Here is a 14231-nt window from a genome sequence, read left to right on the forward strand (position 1 = left end):
AGAACACGTCACTGTCATAACGCGGCTCACGGTAGACGAGCATGGGTCGTTCACTACTACTGGTGGATTTCGGTTTTGGTGGTGGGGGGATTACCGCCGCCGGCCTCGTTTTTTCCGTTGAGGAGGGCGTTGACTACTTCCCGATTGTGAAATGGGCCGATGGCGCGGTGGAGAGAAACCAGTCACCTGGAAGAGATCGATCCAGTCGCTGGTGCGCAATCTGGGAGGTAGGGTTGCGGGGTCGATTCCTCGCGAGCGCAACCATGATTGTGTCTCTGAACGTGATGAAAACAACCCTGCCCTTCGGAGAATTTCCCCTATCCCGCGTCCCCGGGCGGTGAAAACGGTGTGCACCATCGCCTGAAAGGCTTTGCGCTGCTCTATCGGGATCTTCGGGTCACCCACCCGGCGGATCACTAAGATCCCCCCGTCAACGTTTGGCTGTGGCCGGAAAGCAGACCTTGGTACTCGGGAACCAAGGTGAAATGTGAACCATGGGGACCACTGAGCCGTCATCATTGTGCTTGCGCCTACCCCGGCCCGGCGGCGAGCGACTTCCCACTGCATGAGGAGTACAGCGTCAGTCCATGCCGGCGCATGCAACAACTTTCGAAGAATGGCAGTAGTGAGGTGAAAGGGAATGTTTCCCACAATGACGCAGGGAGTGGCGGGTAACGGGAAGTTAAGGAAATCATCATGGACCACTTCGACCGACGCCGAGGCGGTCTTTTTTGTGAGTTTGGCAGCTAGTTTTGCGTCTACCTCAACTGCCGTTATTGGCCTCCCCAAGCGGGATAGCGGGTGAGTGAGGGCACCGCTTCCTGGCCCGATCTCAATGATGGGGCCAGAGGATTGTTTTACAAGATCGACGATGGAGTTGATGATCTTGTGGTCTGTGAGAAAATTTTGGCCATGTTCGTGACGGCCGTATCCGTATGTAGACATCAGGTGTGCTCCGTGGAGTTGAAACGAAGCCGGGCATGGCAAATGGCCGCCCGGCTAAAGGACCGGAGCGGTTTCTAACCTGCGGGAGGGAGAAAACCGCCTTAGCGGCTGGTGAGCGGCCGCATGAAAACGGAACCTGAAATCAACATGGGCCTATCGTATCCAATTAATTTCGCAGGGTCCAATACGGTGAGAAAGAAGACAACCGCACCGCAACAGTGCAAGACCTCTCTGGATTGGAATTTGTCCTACTTTCGGCTCGTCGTACAGACGCCACTGGCGTATTTTGTCTCTGGGCAACGAGGGGGAGTTACCCCCACCTCCGGATGTTTTTAAGGTGCACCCCTGATTACGCTGTGGTGCGGGAGTAATTTTGTCCGACCGATCGGACTATCCACCGACGTGGGGCGGGTAGTTCGAGGTCCCAGCAGATGATCGCGTCGATTTCGCCGCGTTCAAAGGACGCCACCATGGCGTCGTAGTCGGGGCGAGCCACATTCTTCTTTGACGCGGAAATGGACTGATCGACGTAGTTATGTCCTATGTCCAACGTGCAAGCCACGCTGCTTTGCAATGGCTTCACAGTCCTGACGCTGCCGGTCGATGGTGAGGCCATCCACGTCAGCGTCTCGTGAGATACGAAGGTAAATAGGAGCGCGTGTTGTCAAACGCTATTAATAAGGCCCTTAGCTACACATTGAACTTAAACTCGACGGTATGTAGTTGCAAAGTTACTTTCTCGAGAACCTCGCCGCCCACGTCGTTCCCGCGTTGGGTGGCAGCCGAACCACAAAGGATCAGTCATCTGCTATCCCATCGACTAATTCTTGCAGGTCGCAGGACCTTCGCGTAACTGTCAGTTCAGCGCATTTTGAATAGTTCAGCACACGATGTATTGTTCAGCACATGCTGACCATTGTTTCACGCCTCGACGTCATGAACCGGCTCGGCCGGGCCATGGCGGATCCGACGCGCTCCAGAATCCTGATGACACTACTCGACGGCCCGAGCTACCCGGCCGTGCTTTCGCGCGACCTGGACCTGACCCGCTCGAACGTCTCGAACCACCTGACCTGCCTGCGCGACTGCGGCATCGTCGTCGCCGAGCCGGAGGGCCGCAAGACACGCTACGAAATCGCCGATCCGCACCTCGCGGCAGCGCTCAACGCGCTGGTGAACGCGACGTTGGCTGTCGACGAAAACGCCCCGTGCATCGACCCTGAATGCTCGGTGCCCGGCTGCGGCGAGAAGGGAGCGGACGCATGAGCTCGGCGTGTGGATGCGCACACGAACCCGCCACAGAGATCGAAGAACTCGATCGGCCATGGTGGAAGGACCCCGAGTTGCTACTGCCGATCTTCTCCGGCGTAGCCCTCGGCATAGGTCTGGCGCTGGACTGGTCCGGGGTAGAGACACCCGCGACAGTACTGTTCTGGGTCGGCCTGCTGCTAGGGGCGTATACGTTCGCGCCCGGCGCGATCCGAAACCTTGTCACGAAGCGCAAGCTCGGCATTGGTTTGCTGATGACGATCAGCGCGGTCGGCGCGGTAATCCTCGGTTACGTCGGAGAGGCCGCGGCGCTAGCGTTCCTGTACTCGATCGCCGAGGCGCTGGAAGACAAGGCAATGGACCGGGCACAGGGCGGGCTGCGGGCACTGTTGAAGTTGGTACCGCAGACCGCGACGGTGCTGCGCGACGGCACGTCGGTCAAGGTCGCAGCGAAGGACCTCGTGGCTGGCGAACTGATGCTCGTGCGCCCCGGAGAGCGGATCGCCACGGACGGCATCATTCGGTCTGGACGTTCCAGCCTTGACACCTCAGCGATCACCGGAGAATCCATTCCGGAGGAGGTTGCACCCGGCGACGAGGTGCCCGCGGGTGCGATCAACTCCGCCGGTGTGCTGGAAGTAGAGACGACCGCAGCTGGAACGGACAACTCGCTGACCACACTCGTGGACCTGGTCGAGCAGGCGCAGGCGGAAAAGGGCGACCGCGCCCGGATCGCCGACCGGATTGCCCAACCCCTAGTGCCCGGGGTGATGATCCTGGCGGTGCTGGTCGGCGTGATGGGCTCGCTGCTGGGCGACCCCGAGACGTGGATCACCCGCGCGTTGGTGGTCCTGGTCGCTGCGTCGCCGTGCGCGCTGGCAATCTCCGTGCCGCTGACGGTCGTGGCCGCGATTGGCGCGGCCAGCCAGTTCGGCGTGGTCATCAAGTCCGGCGCGGCGTTCGAGCGACTTGGCGGCATCCGTCACCTGGCGGTGGACAAGACCGGAACCCTTACCCGCAACCAGCCCGAGGTTACCGACGTGGTCCCGGCAGACGGATTCGATCGGGCGCAGGTGCTTGCCTTCGCGGCGGCAGTTGAGCAGCAATCGACGCACCCCCTCGCCGCGGCGATCGCGGCAGCGGGGCCCGAAGCGCCCGCTGCCTTGGACATCAGCGAGGAGGCCGGGCATGGCATCGGCGGCACCGTCGAAGGTCGACGGGTGCTGGTGGGCAGCCCCCGGTGGATCGACGCCGGGCCACTAAAGGCAGACGTTGAGCGCATGGAGTCCGAGGGCCAGACCTGCGTCCTAGTAACCGTCGATGACGCCCTCTCTGGGGCGATCGGGGTCCGCGACGAGCTGCGGCCCGAGGTGCCCGAAGCTGTGCAGGCCCTGCACGCCAACAACGTGGAAGTGAGCATGCTCACCGGCGATAACACTCGCACCGCCCGGGCGCTGGCTGAAATCGCCGGAATCGACGACGTGCGCGCCGAGCTGCGACCGGAAGACAAGGCAAGCATCGTCGCCGAACTCTCCTCCAAGACGCCGACGGCGATGATCGGCGACGGCATCAACGACGCCCCGGCACTGGCGGGCGCAACGGTGGGCATTGCGATGGGAGCAACCGGCTCTGACGCCGCGATCGAGTCCGCTGATGTCGCCTTCACCGGCCACGACCTCCGACTGATCCCGCAAGCGCTGCAGCACGCTCGCCGAGGCAGCAGGATCATCAACCAGAACATCGTGCTGTCTCTGGCCATCATCATCGTGTTGATGCCGCTGGCGATCAGCGGCGTGCTGGGACTGGCCGCTGTCGTTTTGGTTCACGAGGTCGCTGAAGTCATTGTCATCTTGAACGGCCTGCGGGCCGCACGAGCGAAGCGCTGAGACACACCTTCGCCCAGCGCGCTGGCTCTCCAGCGCGGATCTTGGAAGGATCGAGCTGCTCAGGGACCAAGCGTCGCCTCAAAACTTTTGATGCCGAGCTTCATCGACACGGTCCGCGACTACCTGGGCAGTGTGTTTGGCAACGGGCCCCCACCCATCAGTGTTGCCGAGGCGTCGCCGGTCCAGTTGCCGTAACCGACCAGATGCAGATTCGTCATCGCGGTTTCGCGGCCGCGCATGAGGTGGCGGAATGGACTGAGGGCCGGACGGAAACCAGTGCACCAGATCAGACGGTCGTGGTCGAGCTCGCTCAAGCTATCGAAGATGGGGGTAGCGGCGAGCTGGCCGGAGTCGCGGAGCTCACGTAAATGAGGAAGCGCGACAATGTCCCCGAGGTTCGGGCCGGAATCGCCACCGAGAATCCGGCGGCGGCTGCTCGCGTTACACGTTGAACTTGAACTCCACCGAGTTTCAGTCGAAAGCTACCTGCCTTTTCGCACCATCAAGCGTGGTAAAATCCTCACCATAGAGCGCACGTATAAGTGGGAGCATGTCGAGACTCCCCTCATCCGGCACGAGGCCGCAGTTCATTTTTTAAGAGCCGGCTTGACCGCTTCCGGAGTGCAATACGGCGATGGATACGAGGCCACGTGGGAGCTGCGCGCCGCGGAGAACTGGGTGACCGAACGTGTGTCGGTGAACGTTGAAGGCGACGGATGGGGGCGAAGCCTCGAGCTGTTTAGGTCCGAGCAAGGCGTGTGGTCGGCGGAAACCAATGAAGAGGGCGCCCAGCCTGAAGATCTGCCCTCCCCCGGTATCGTCCAGTCAGCCGACCTGAAAGCCGCACTCGATTGCGATCTCGGTCTGTGCCCTCTCACCAACACAATGCCTATTCGTCGCTTGACGCTGCTTGAGACTCAGGTTCCGAAAACGCAGCTGATCATGGCTTGGATTGATATACCGTCCCTCCAGGTGATCGCATCAGACCAGTACTACAGCTCCGTCGATGCTGAAACTGTCCGATACGGAAGCGGAACACGGGGAGTCGACGTCGAGTTGGAGGTCGACGGTGACGGAGTGGTCGTACACTACCCTGATCTCGCACGGCGGGTCTGATCCGGAAACAACTCTAACTAAGCTGGGCGGTATGAACGACCTGACCATCGCACCCGGCCCGGGTATCCCCGGCGGCCTCGTCGTCGCCGCCGCGGATCTGACGGAGCGGTTCGCGAAGTCGTCGGGCCCCGGCGGCCAGGGCGTCAACACCACCGACAGCAAGGTGCAGCTCTCCATCGACATCGGGGCGTGCGCATCGCTTTCCGACGCCCAACGCCGCCGCGCCCTCTACAACCTCGAACACCGCCTGGACGGCACTGTGCTCACCGTGAGCGCGTCGACGCAGCGCTCGCAGGTCCGTAACCGCGCCGAGGCGCGAGAGCGCATGGCCTCCCTATTGCGTGAGGCGCTCGCCCCACCACCTCCCCCGCGACGGAAAACGAAGCCGACGCGCGGCTCGGTGCGGCGCCGTCTCGAAGCGAAGAAGCGGCGCTCGGAACTCAAGTCCACGCGACGGCGGCCCCAAATTCCCTAGTTCGAACCATCCGCGTGCATATCCTCACGCTGACGGACCTGGTTCGGGTAACCGCTACGCCGAGACCGTGTGAACCGGCTGAATCCGCTCGATCTCGGCGAGGATTTTGTCTTCCGCCACATCCAGGTCGTACTGGGTCTGCAACCCGAGCCAGAACTGGGGGCTCATCTCGAAAAACTTCGCTAGACGAAGGGCCGTGTCAGCGGTTACAGCGCGCTTACCGTGAACAATTTCGTTGATCCGGCGGGGCGGAACGCCGATGGAGACGGCGAGCTTGTGCTGGGTGATCCCCATTTCTTTGAGAAAGTCCTCCATGAGGATCTCACCGGGGTGAACCGGAGGGAGCTTGTCAGTGGTAGTCAACGATCTCAACCTCCTCTGGCCCCGCGGCGGACCACCGAAAACAGATCCGCCACTGGTCGTTGATTCGAATGCTGAACTGACCCCGCCGATCACCTTTCAACGCCTCAAGCCGGTTTCCCGGGGGAATCCGTAACTCATCAAGAGTCTGTGCGTACCCAAGCTGGCGAAGCTTACGCAGCGCTACTGAGTGAATGCGGGAATCGATCGAGCGAACCCGCTCTCGATTCCACAGACACTCAGTGTCCTTGTCAGCGAACGACTGGATCATGCTTCACCCTATCCCCCATAACGCGAAGCGTCAATAACGTTAGACGTTAAACTTGAACTCGACCACGTTTCAGTACAGGGTAACCGCTGAATCGATAGGAGGCGCTTCCGCCGCAGTCGCCCCGGCAGCTGCGGGGGCAGGAGCGTAAACGGTCTTCAAGCTCTACCCGTGACTGCCAGCTCGTGGGCCCCATTTGAGACTCGCGTGTAATGGACGTTCCTGAAGTATCTATGTAAACCTCACAGTCAGTCGCGGAACAAGAACAACTCAGCACGGTCCCGACTGCAACTAAAACTGTTCCTCCGAAGCTAAATACCATCTTCTAACCGCTGGCGAAGCACGACTTCCTCTTCATCGCTGAGTCCAGCGAGTCTTTCACCCTGCTGTTCTTCTTCGAATCGCAGCGCATCCGCCAATGTTTCTTTCAACGGGCGAATCCGCAGGCCAGCTTCGTAGGCTGCGGCGCAATCGAGTAGCGCGATGTTGCGAAACTGTTCACCTGATACCCACAACGGCAACGATTTTGGACCCATCCACGGGGTTACATCATTAGCGAGAAGCAGTTCATCAGAGCAAGGTCGCTCAGTAGCCTCCGATGCGGTTAACTCACGCGAAATCTTGAACACATCAGACATGGAAGTAGCAAACCCCGTAGCGTTAAAGGTTCCGAAAGTCCCAACTTCTGCAGACTCAACTATCCAGCCTGCAAGGTCTTTCACATCAATCATAGCGACGGGAAACGCCGGGTCTGGGACGATCACGTTCTCACCCGTGGGATGCGCGAAACGCCACGGATAGTAACCACTGCGCCCTGTTTCGTCGCCGTAGCCGGCAATCAGACCGGGTCGAACTACCATTACCGACCGATTTGTGCTGCGATAAATCGTTTCGCAAGCAGACTTTGCGGCTGGGTACTGCCCCATGTTCTCCATGTAGTCATTTTCAAGCGGTGCGACTACGGAATCAGACTCGGAAGAAATACTTCCCTGGTCCTCATATACGCTGCTCGAAGACACGAATATACGATGCTTGGCCTGGAGTTTCGCCGCCGCATCCCGCGCATGCTTCGGCTGACTCGTCAGATCCACAATGGTGTCCCAAGTTTTCCCCGCAACCTCATCGTACGCACCGTCACGGTCACGGTCTGAACTCACAAACTCAGCTCCGTTGGGAACCTTCCCGTTACCCCGTGCAAGGCAAGTAACTTGATGTCCTCGCTCGACTGCTGCAAACGCAATGTGTCCTCCAAGGAAACCGGTACCACCGAGCAATAAAAAGTTCATGTACCTAATTGTACACGAAACCTTCTCACACGTGACCAGTCTTAATCCCAGCGCATCAAAGCTAGATTCAGATGTCAGAGCAGGGTTACCCCACCATCTGCCAGGGATTCTTATTTGGCTAATCTACACATTGAACTTAAATTCCACGGTATGTCGTTGCAAAGTTACCCCCTCTCGTTAACACCATCAAAAGGAGTGTTATCCAATGAAAGCGTTCGGCTTCTTAAGCTTCGGGCATTACGCCTTCGGCAGCTAGTGCGAGCCATCTGCGGAAAAGATCGCCAAGACTCGTCTGGAGATCACCCAGGCTGCGGACGAAATCGGCGTGAACAACGCGTCCTTCCGAGTCCACCACTTCGCGCTGCAGGCCTCCGCCCCGATGCCGCTGCTGTGTGCTATCGCGGCCACCACCAAAATCATCGAGGTGGGCACCGGCGGCATCGACATGCGCTAGCGCATATCGGGGTTGTAGCGTTTGAGTCATTGACTCCCGCCGTCTACAAGTACCTACACACTTGATCGGTGCTGCACGTTTCAGGATCCGGGTGCGCGGCGTCCTGGCTAAGGTCCGCGATAGTGTCGCGCAGCACGGAGAGCTGCGCGATCTGCTGCTCGATCTCAGCGAGGCGCACGTCAAGCAGGTCGCGCACGTGCTCGCAGGGCGCATGGCCGCCGTCGCGGATGTCGAGGATCTGGCGGATCTGGGCGAGGGTGAGGCCCGCGGCCTGGCCGCGGTGGATGAAGTCGATCCGAGCGACCGTCTCGGGCGCGTAGTCGCGGTATCCGGACGGCGTGCGCTCGGTCGGGGGCAGAAGGCCCTGTTCCTCGTAGAAGCGAAGGGTCTTCGCGGTAGTGCCCGCCCTCTCGGCGAGTTCTCCGATCCACATTGCTGTCTCCCTCCGTGGCCGCGCTTGACCTTCCCCTGCACTGGAAGGTCCAGTATGGCTGAGACAGAGCAGAAAGCCAAGAGTTGGCAGGAGCAGCGATGCCTACGAAGTACGATCTCGCCATCATCGGATCGGGAGGCGGCGCGTTCGCCGCTGCGATCCGCGCCAGCACGCTCGGGAAGTCGGTGGTGATGATCGAGCGCGGGACGCTCGGCGGCACCTGCGTGAACACGGGCTGCGTCCCGTCGAAGGCGCTCATTGCCGCGGCCGGCGCGCGGCACGTCGCGGTCGACGCCGCAACCCGGTTCCCCGGGATCGCGACGACGGCGGATCCCGTAGACATGCCCGCGCTGATCGCTGGGAAGCAAGCGTTGGTGGAGTCGCTGCGCGGCGAGAAGTACGCCGACGTCGCCGACTCCTACGGCTGGCAGGTCCTCCGCGGCGACGCCTCGTTCGTGGGCACCCCTGATGCGCCGGTTCTCGATGTTGCCGGATCCGACGGAAGCGTCGAGACCATCGAGGCCCACCACTACCTGGTCGCGACTGGTTCTCGCCCGTGGGCACCGCCGATCGACGGCCTGGAGGAGACCGGATACCTGACCTCGACCACGGCGATGGAGCTGACGGAGGTCCCCGAGTCGCTGCTGGTGCTCGGCGGCGGCTACGTCGCCCTGGAGCAGGCGCAGCTGTTCGCCCGCCTCGGCTCGCAGGTCACGCTGCTCGTGCGGTCCCGGCTCGCCTCGAAGGAGGAGCCGGAGGTGTCGAAGGCGCTCCAGGAGGTGTTCGCCGACGAGGGCATCCGCGTCGTCAGCCGCGCAGTGCCCACCCGGGTCTCCCGCGGCACGGGAGGCGAGGCCGTCGTGACCGCCGCCTTGTCCGGCGGCTCGCAGGAGTTCCGCGCCGACCAGGTCCTGGTCGCCCTCGGACGCCGTCCCGTCACCGATGGCCTGAACCTCGATGCGGTCGGGGTGAATACCGGAGACTCCGGCGAGGTGGTCGTCTCCGACCGGCTGCAATCCTCGAACCCGCGGATCTGGGCCGCGGGCGACGTGACCGGGCACCCCGAGTTCGTCTACGTCGCCGCCCACCACGGCACCCTCGTCGCCGAGAACGCGTTCGCCGACGCCGACCGGTCCGTCGACTACGCCCGCCTGCCGCGGGTGACGTTCACCGAGCCCGCGATCGGCGCGGTCGGGATGACCGAGAAGGACGTCCTCGCCGCGGGGATCCGCTGCGACTGCCGCGTCCTGCCCCTGCACCACGTGCCCCGCGCCTTGGTGAACCGCGACACCCGCGGGTTCATCAAGATCGTCGTGAACGCCGAGACGAACGAGATCCTCGGCCTGACCGCCGTCGCCAAGGACGCCGGGGAGCTCGCCGCCGCAGGCGTCCACGCGCTCGGCAGGACCGTCGCCGAGGTCGCCAACGCCTGGGCCCCCTACCTGACCATGGCCGAGGGCATCCGGATCGCCGCGAAGGCTTTCACCACCGACCCGTCGCTGCTGTCGTGCTGCGCATGAACGGCAACACAGGCAATCGGGGAGATCTCATCCTGAAGCAGACGATCAGCGCCGATCAGGACCGCGACGAATGGCGCGCCGGTCCCGTCGTCGCTGCAGTGACCGGGCTGCTCTTGCTGGCATGCTGCGCGCTTCCGTCGCTGCTCTGCTGCGGCCTGCCGTTCATCGCGGCGGGCGGAGCACTTGCAGGCGTCGGTGGGCTCCTCGGTAATCCCTGGATCATCGGTGCCGGGACCGCCGTCGTGATGGCCGTCATGGCGGGGATGCTCGTCAGGCTACGGCGGCGGCACCGGCGCCGCAGGTCCGGCTGCTGCGAAAATCCTTCGACCGCTGATCGGAACCGGTAGTTCGAGGGATCCAGCGATCACTGCCACCTACGGAGGCCGCTGAAATCGAAGCCCGACGGGAGAAGGAGGAGCAAAAAGCGTTCGAATCAACCGGTGACGCGGATAATACTGAGGCTGGATCCCGGCCGTCGCGACGCGGTCTCCGCTCCCGCCGAGACGAGAAAGGGTTGTGGGCACCTAGGCTGGGCGGCATGAACGACCTGACCATAGCGCCCGGCCCGGGGATCCCCGACGGTGCGGTCATCGCCGCCGATCTCGCGGAGCGTTTCGCGAAATCGTCGACTCCAGGCGGCCAGGGCGTCAACACGACGGACGGCAAAGTCCAGCTTTCCATCGATGTCGCCGAATGCGCATCGCTTACCGACGCCCAGCGTCACCGTATCTCGCGCAACCTCGAGCACCGCCTAGACGGCTCCGTCTTTACCGTGACTGCGTCGACTCAGCGGTCTGTGTTTCGCTCCTGGTCCTCTCGCTTGCACCTGCGACACAGCCTCGTGTCCCCGGGCCGTAGCGTTCGGGGGAGCACAATAGCCCCAGTCCTCATCACGTCCCGGGATCAAAGAGTTCATCGCAGAGGTTAAGCACTACACGTTGAACTTGAACTCGACCACGTCACCGTCAGCCATCACGTAGTCCTTGCCTTCCTGGCGCACCTTGCCGTGGGCGCGGGCCTCGGCCATAGAACCGAGCTCGTCCAGGTCCTCGAAGGCTACGATCTCTGCCTTAATGAAGCCCTTCTCGAAGTCCGTGTGGATCACACCCGCAGCCTGCGGGGCAGTATCACCCTTATGGATCGTCCATGCGCGAGCCTCCTTCGGCCCGGCGGTTAGGTAGGTCTGCAGGCCGAGCGTTGCAAAGCCAGCCTTGGCCAGCGTCTGCAGTCCTGGTTCGGTCTGACCGACAGATTCCAGCAGCTCAGCTGCCTCCTCGTCATCCAGCTCCAGCAGGTCGGCTTCTGTAGCGGCATCCAGGAAAACGCAGTCCGCCGGAGCCACCAGCTCGCGCAGCTCCGCCTTCTTGTCCTCATCCGTCAGCACGGACTCGTCGGAGTTGAACACATATAGGAACGGCTTGGCTGTCAGGAAGTGCAGGTCGCGCACGGTCGCCAGGTCGATCTCCCCCAGCGCAGCAGCGCTCGACAATGTGCGGCTATCCTCCAGGATTTCCTGGGCCTTCTTAGCTCCCTCCACCTGCTCAGCAAGGTCCTTATTCTTCCGCGCTTCCTTTTCCAGGCGCGGCAGAGCCTTCTCTACCGTCTGCAGGTCGGCCAGGATCAGCTCCGTCTCAATGACGGAAATGTCGCTGGCCGGGTCCACACGCCCATCGACGTGGATCACGTTGTCGTCGGAGAACGTACGCACCACCTGGCAGATCGCGTCCGCCTCGCGGATGTTCGCCAGGAAGGCATTACCCATACCCTCGCCGTCGGAGGCGCCCTTCACGATGCCGGCAATGTCCACGAAGGAGACGGTCGCGGGCAGGATGCGCTCGGATTCGAAGATCTCCGCCAGGCGCGTTAGGCGCGGATCCGGAAGTTCTACCAGCCCCACGTTGGGCTCAATGGTTGCGAACGGGTAGTTCGCAGCCAGAACATCGTTGCGGGTCAGGGCGTTAAACAGCGTGGACTTGCCCACGTTGGGCAGGCCAACAATTCCAAGAGTAAGAGTCACGTACCCCATCCTATCGCCCGGCCGTCGCTGCCTCCAATGCGCCCTTTCTATTGCCTCTATTGCCATACTTATTGCTTCTTTTTGACGCCCACCGCTGCCCACCCAAAGCCGCTCCAGTACCCCCACATACCCCAGACCGGCTACCCCCGCCCTTTCATTAGGTAATCAATCCGAGGAAAGAATTGTGAAAACCCACTATCAGAGCCTGTCAACCGCCATATAGTAAGTGCACCTTAGAAAACCTTGAGGCTTTACCACCCATTAAGCCACTTCTATTAATCCTTCGCCTTGCGAGATGCCTGCTAGAAAGTTGCACCTCAATGACCACTTCATCCTCCTCGCCTGAAGCTAGCACCCGTCAGAGACGGGAAACATTCAACACCCGCCTCGTGTTCCTCATGGCCGCAATTGGCTCTGCGGTCGGCCTGGGTAACATTTGGCGCTTCCCCTACGTCGCCTTTGAAAACGGCGGCGGCGCCTTCCTGATCCCCTACCTGGTCGCGCTCCTCACCGCGGGTATTCCCCTGCTGTGGTTCGACCTTGCCATGGGTCACCGCTTCCGCGGCTCCACTCCCCTGACATTCCGCCGCACCAGCAAGTACGCAGAGCCGATCGGCTGGCTGAAGGTAGGTGTGAACTTCTTCATCGCGGTCTACTACGCCGCCATTATCGCCTGGGCGGGTATCTACACCTGGAAGTCCATCAACAAGACATGGGGTGAGGACGCAGAGTCTTATTTCCAGGCTGAATTCCTGAAGCTTGATGACTCCTCTGCATGGACCGGTGACTTCGTCATCCCGGTTCTGCTGGTCATGGTCGCCGTCTGGGCGATCTGCATCTTTACCCTGGCTCGCGGAATCAACGAAGGCATCGGCCGCGTCACCATGTTCTTCGTGCCGGTACTGATCGTCCTGTTCGTGGTCATGGTGGTCCGCGCCCTGTTCCTCGACGGTTCTGCCGAAGGTCTGAACACATTCTTCATCCCTAACTGGAGTGTGCTGTCCGATACTTCCGTATGGATCGCCGCTTATGGCCAGATCTTCTTCTCCCTGTCCATCGGCTTCGGCATCATGATGACCTACGCCTCTTACCTCAAGCCGCGCACGAACCTCACCGGCACCGGTATGGTCACGGCCTTCGCTAACTCCTCCTTCGAAGTTCTGGCCGGCATCGGCGTGTTCGCCACCCTGGGATTCATGGCTGCCCAGTCTGGCACCTCCGTCGAGGAATCGGTCTCCGGCGGCATCGGCCTGGCGTTCATTGCCTTCCCGACCATCATCAACGAAATGCCGGCGGGACCCCTGTTCGGCGTGCTGTTCTTCGGCTCCTTGTTCCTTGCTGGCATTACGTCGCTCATCTCCATCATGGAGGTTGTCATCTCCGCTGTGAAGGACAAACTGAACCTGTCCCGTGAGGTCGCCTCGATCAGCATTGGTGGCATCATGGCCGTCGTCTCCTGCCTACTGTTCTCCACCACGTCCGGTCTGATCACCCTGGACATCATGGATAAGTTCACCAACAACCTGGGCATCGTGATCTGCGCCGTCGCCGCGGTTCTGACCATTGGCTGGGTTCAGGGGCGCCGTAACGAGATGGCACAGCACCTCAACGCTGTTTCGGAGCTGCGCCTCGGCCTCGCGTGGAAGGCATGCGTCTTCGCCATCACTCCTGTAGTACTTCTCTACTTCCTGTTCGAGGAGATTCGTACTCTCCTCTCCGAAGGCTACGAGGGCTACGCTTCCGGAACGATCTTCGCTTATGGCTGGTTGGTGCTCATCATCATCGGCCTGGGCGCGGTGGTATGGAGCTTCGTGCCTTTCCGCGGCAATCTGTTCCTCGATGGTCTGCCGAGTTCGGACTACGGCGTGCCTCCAAAGGGGCGACCGAAGAACACACCGAATCCGCTCGCGACTGACACTGCCGCTGCTGCTACCTCTGCTACCTCTGCCTCCGATTCTAACAACGGCGCTAACAATGGAAAGGAACTATCATGACCGGCCCCGCAATTCTCCTGATGGCCCTGTTCATTATCGTGATCTGGGGTGGGCTCGTTGCAGCGATTCTTATGCTCGCCAAGACTGATGACGCCACCACTGGCGAGCTGGGTTCTGCTCCCGGCACGGACAACGAGTCCCTACTCCAGGTGAACACATCCTCCGCGGCGCATTAGGCCGCCAGATAACACGCCCCGGGGTGCGTCAT

The 14231-nt window shown here is 61.4% G+C and carries 17 protein-coding genes and 1 pseudogene; 11 read left to right on the top strand and 7 right to left on the bottom strand.

What is annotated here, in order from left to right:
* Positions 1 to 90: 90 nt before the first annotated feature.
* Entirely contained in the window at positions 91 to 945 is an 855-nt protein-coding gene (gene erm, locus JQ46_RS10955) for a 23S ribosomal RNA methyltransferase Erm (protein ID WP_065422277.1), read from the bottom strand.
* Between the two features lie 349 nt (positions 946 to 1294).
* On the bottom strand, positions 1295 to 1528 hold the full coding sequence (locus JQ46_RS10960) for a recombinase family protein (protein WP_230580688.1): 234 nt from the start codon (positions 1526 to 1528) through the stop codon (positions 1295 to 1297).
* Between the two features lie 323 nt (positions 1529 to 1851).
* On the opposite strand from JQ46_RS10960, the gene cmtR reads away from it, so the two are divergent.
* From cmtR to arfB, 5 genes are all read left to right on the top strand, one after another.
* Positions 1852 to 2211 carry a Cd(II)/Pb(II)-sensing metalloregulatory transcriptional regulator CmtR gene (cmtR, locus tag JQ46_RS04335; protein WP_005293231.1) on the top strand — a complete coding sequence of 120 codons (360 nt, stop codon included), beginning with the start codon at positions 1852 to 1854 and terminating at the stop codon, positions 2209 to 2211.
* Entirely contained in the window at positions 2208 to 4100 is a 1893-nt protein-coding gene (locus tag JQ46_RS04340; protein ID WP_034985740.1) for a heavy metal translocating P-type ATPase, read from the top strand. Before cmtR ends, JQ46_RS04340 begins: the two co-directional genes overlap by 4 nt.
* A 203-nt stretch (positions 4101 to 4303) precedes the next feature.
* Positions 4304 to 4468: a hypothetical protein gene (locus JQ46_RS11325; protein ID WP_192817235.1), complete on the top strand. Its 165-nt coding sequence runs from the start codon at positions 4304 to 4306 to the stop codon at positions 4466 to 4468.
* A gap of 16 nt (positions 4469 to 4484) precedes the next feature.
* Positions 4485 to 5216: a putative glycolipid-binding domain-containing protein gene (locus tag JQ46_RS04345; protein WP_237744721.1), complete on the top strand. Its 732-nt coding sequence runs from the start codon at positions 4485 to 4487 to the stop codon at positions 5214 to 5216.
* 31 nt (positions 5217 to 5247) lie between these two features.
* Entirely contained in the window at positions 5248 to 5691 is a 444-nt protein-coding gene (gene arfB, locus JQ46_RS04350) for an alternative ribosome rescue aminoacyl-tRNA hydrolase ArfB (RefSeq protein WP_034985742.1), read from the top strand.
* Between the two features lie 54 nt (positions 5692 to 5745).
* On the opposite strand, the gene JQ46_RS04355 is transcribed toward arfB, so the two are convergent.
* From JQ46_RS04355 to JQ46_RS04365, 3 genes are all read right to left on the bottom strand, one after another.
* The gene (locus JQ46_RS04355) at positions 5746 to 6006 is read right to left on the bottom strand and encodes a HigA family addiction module antitoxin (RefSeq protein WP_034985889.1); all 261 of its coding nucleotides are present in this window, start codon (positions 6004 to 6006) and stop codon (positions 5746 to 5748) included.
* Between the two features lie 34 nt (positions 6007 to 6040).
* A complete protein-coding gene (locus tag JQ46_RS04360; RefSeq protein WP_034985744.1) occupies positions 6041 to 6322 on the bottom strand; it encodes a type II toxin-antitoxin system RelE/ParE family toxin in 282 nt (93 codons plus the stop codon).
* 308 nt (positions 6323 to 6630) lie between these two features.
* Positions 6631 to 7605, bottom strand: a complete 975-nt coding sequence (locus tag JQ46_RS04365) for an NAD-dependent epimerase/dehydratase family protein (RefSeq protein WP_034985746.1) — start codon at positions 7603 to 7605, stop codon at positions 6631 to 6633.
* A 205-nt stretch (positions 7606 to 7810) separates the two neighbouring features.
* Between JQ46_RS04365 and JQ46_RS11445 the strand changes: the two are divergent.
* A pseudogene (locus JQ46_RS11445) lies at positions 7811 to 8056 on the top strand (LLM class flavin-dependent oxidoreductase); the annotation flags it as partial.
* A gap of 46 nt (positions 8057 to 8102) precedes the next feature.
* Here JQ46_RS11445 and JQ46_RS04375 read toward each other — a convergent pair.
* Complete coding sequence (locus JQ46_RS04375) at positions 8103 to 8492, bottom strand: heavy metal-responsive transcriptional regulator (RefSeq protein ID WP_005290994.1); 390 nt, start codon at positions 8490 to 8492, stop codon at positions 8103 to 8105.
* Positions 8493 to 8590: 98 nt separating this feature from the next.
* On the opposite strand from JQ46_RS04375, the gene merA reads away from it, so the two are divergent.
* The 3 genes from merA (at position 8591) to JQ46_RS11575 (ending at position 10940) form a co-directional block, all read left to right on the top strand.
* Entirely contained in the window at positions 8591 to 10012 is a 1422-nt protein-coding gene (gene merA / locus JQ46_RS04380; protein ID WP_034985748.1) for a mercury(II) reductase, read from the top strand.
* Positions 10009 to 10359: a hypothetical protein gene (locus JQ46_RS04385; protein WP_034970986.1), complete on the top strand. Its 351-nt coding sequence runs from the start codon at positions 10009 to 10011 to the stop codon at positions 10357 to 10359. The genes merA and JQ46_RS04385 overlap by 4 nt, the downstream gene beginning before the upstream one ends.
* A 191-nt stretch (positions 10360 to 10550) precedes the next feature.
* A complete protein-coding gene (locus tag JQ46_RS11575; RefSeq protein WP_015381421.1) occupies positions 10551 to 10940 on the top strand; it encodes a class I peptide chain release factor in 390 nt (129 codons plus the stop codon).
* A 3-nt stretch (positions 10941 to 10943) separates the two neighbouring features.
* On the opposite strand, the gene ychF is transcribed toward JQ46_RS11575, so the two are convergent.
* Positions 10944 to 12029 carry a redox-regulated ATPase YchF gene (ychF, locus tag JQ46_RS04395; RefSeq protein ID WP_034985750.1) on the bottom strand — a complete coding sequence of 362 codons (1086 nt, stop codon included), beginning with the start codon at positions 12027 to 12029 and terminating at the stop codon, positions 10944 to 10946.
* Positions 12030 to 12349: 320 nt separating this feature from the next.
* On the opposite strand from ychF, the gene JQ46_RS04400 reads away from it, so the two are divergent.
* Both JQ46_RS04400 and metS read left to right on the top strand, forming a co-directional pair.
* Positions 12350 to 14023 (top strand): sodium-dependent transporter, encoded by a 1674-nt coding sequence (locus JQ46_RS04400; RefSeq protein WP_034985752.1) that lies wholly within the window; start codon positions 12350 to 12352, stop codon positions 14021 to 14023.
* Positions 14020 to 14199 (top strand): methionine/alanine import NSS transporter subunit MetS, encoded by a 180-nt coding sequence (metS, locus tag JQ46_RS04405; RefSeq protein WP_011273883.1) that lies wholly within the window; start codon positions 14020 to 14022, stop codon positions 14197 to 14199. The genes JQ46_RS04400 and metS overlap by 4 nt, the downstream gene beginning before the upstream one ends.
* Positions 14200 to 14231: the final 32 nt, after the last annotated feature.

Source organism: Corynebacterium jeikeium (assembly GCF_000738175.1).
In the GTDB taxonomy this organism is placed as follows: Bacteria; Actinomycetota; Actinomycetes; order Mycobacteriales; family Mycobacteriaceae; genus Corynebacterium; species Corynebacterium jeikeium_C.

Coding starts and splice junctions, on each gene's coding strand:
- erm (WP_065422277.1), bottom strand. CDS start 945: ATGTCTACATACGGATACGGCCGTCACGAACATGGCCAAAATTTTCTC.
- cmtR (WP_005293231.1), top strand. CDS start 1,852: ATGCTGACCATTGTTTCACGCCTCGACGTCATGAACCGGCTCGGCCGG.
- JQ46_RS04340 (WP_034985740.1), top strand. CDS start 2,208: ATGAGCTCGGCGTGTGGATGCGCACACGAACCCGCCACAGAGATCGAA.
- JQ46_RS11325 (WP_192817235.1), top strand. CDS start 4,304: ATGCAGATTCGTCATCGCGGTTTCGCGGCCGCGCATGAGGTGGCGGAA.
- JQ46_RS04345 (WP_237744721.1), top strand. CDS start 4,485: ATGTCCCCGAGGTTCGGGCCGGAATCGCCACCGAGAATCCGGCGGCGG.
- arfB (WP_034985742.1), top strand. CDS start 5,248: ATGAACGACCTGACCATCGCACCCGGCCCGGGTATCCCCGGCGGCCTC.
- JQ46_RS04355 (WP_034985889.1), bottom strand. CDS start 6,006: ATGGAGGACTTTCTCAAAGAAATGGGGATCACCCAGCACAAGCTCGCC.
- JQ46_RS04360 (WP_034985744.1), bottom strand. CDS start 6,322: ATGATCCAGTCGTTCGCTGACAAGGACACTGAGTGTCTGTGGAATCGA.
- JQ46_RS04365 (WP_034985746.1), bottom strand. CDS start 7,605: ATGAACTTTTTATTGCTCGGTGGTACCGGTTTCCTTGGAGGACACATT.
- JQ46_RS04375 (WP_005290994.1), bottom strand. CDS start 8,492: ATGTGGATCGGAGAACTCGCCGAGAGGGCGGGCACTACCGCGAAGACC.
- merA (WP_034985748.1), top strand. CDS start 8,591: ATGCCTACGAAGTACGATCTCGCCATCATCGGATCGGGAGGCGGCGCG.
- JQ46_RS04385 (WP_034970986.1), top strand. CDS start 10,009: ATGAACGGCAACACAGGCAATCGGGGAGATCTCATCCTGAAGCAGACG.
- JQ46_RS11575 (WP_015381421.1), top strand. CDS start 10,551: ATGAACGACCTGACCATAGCGCCCGGCCCGGGGATCCCCGACGGTGCG.
- JQ46_RS04400 (WP_034985752.1), top strand. CDS start 12,350: ATGACCACTTCATCCTCCTCGCCTGAAGCTAGCACCCGTCAGAGACGG.
- metS (WP_011273883.1), top strand. CDS start 14,020: ATGACCGGCCCCGCAATTCTCCTGATGGCCCTGTTCATTATCGTGATC.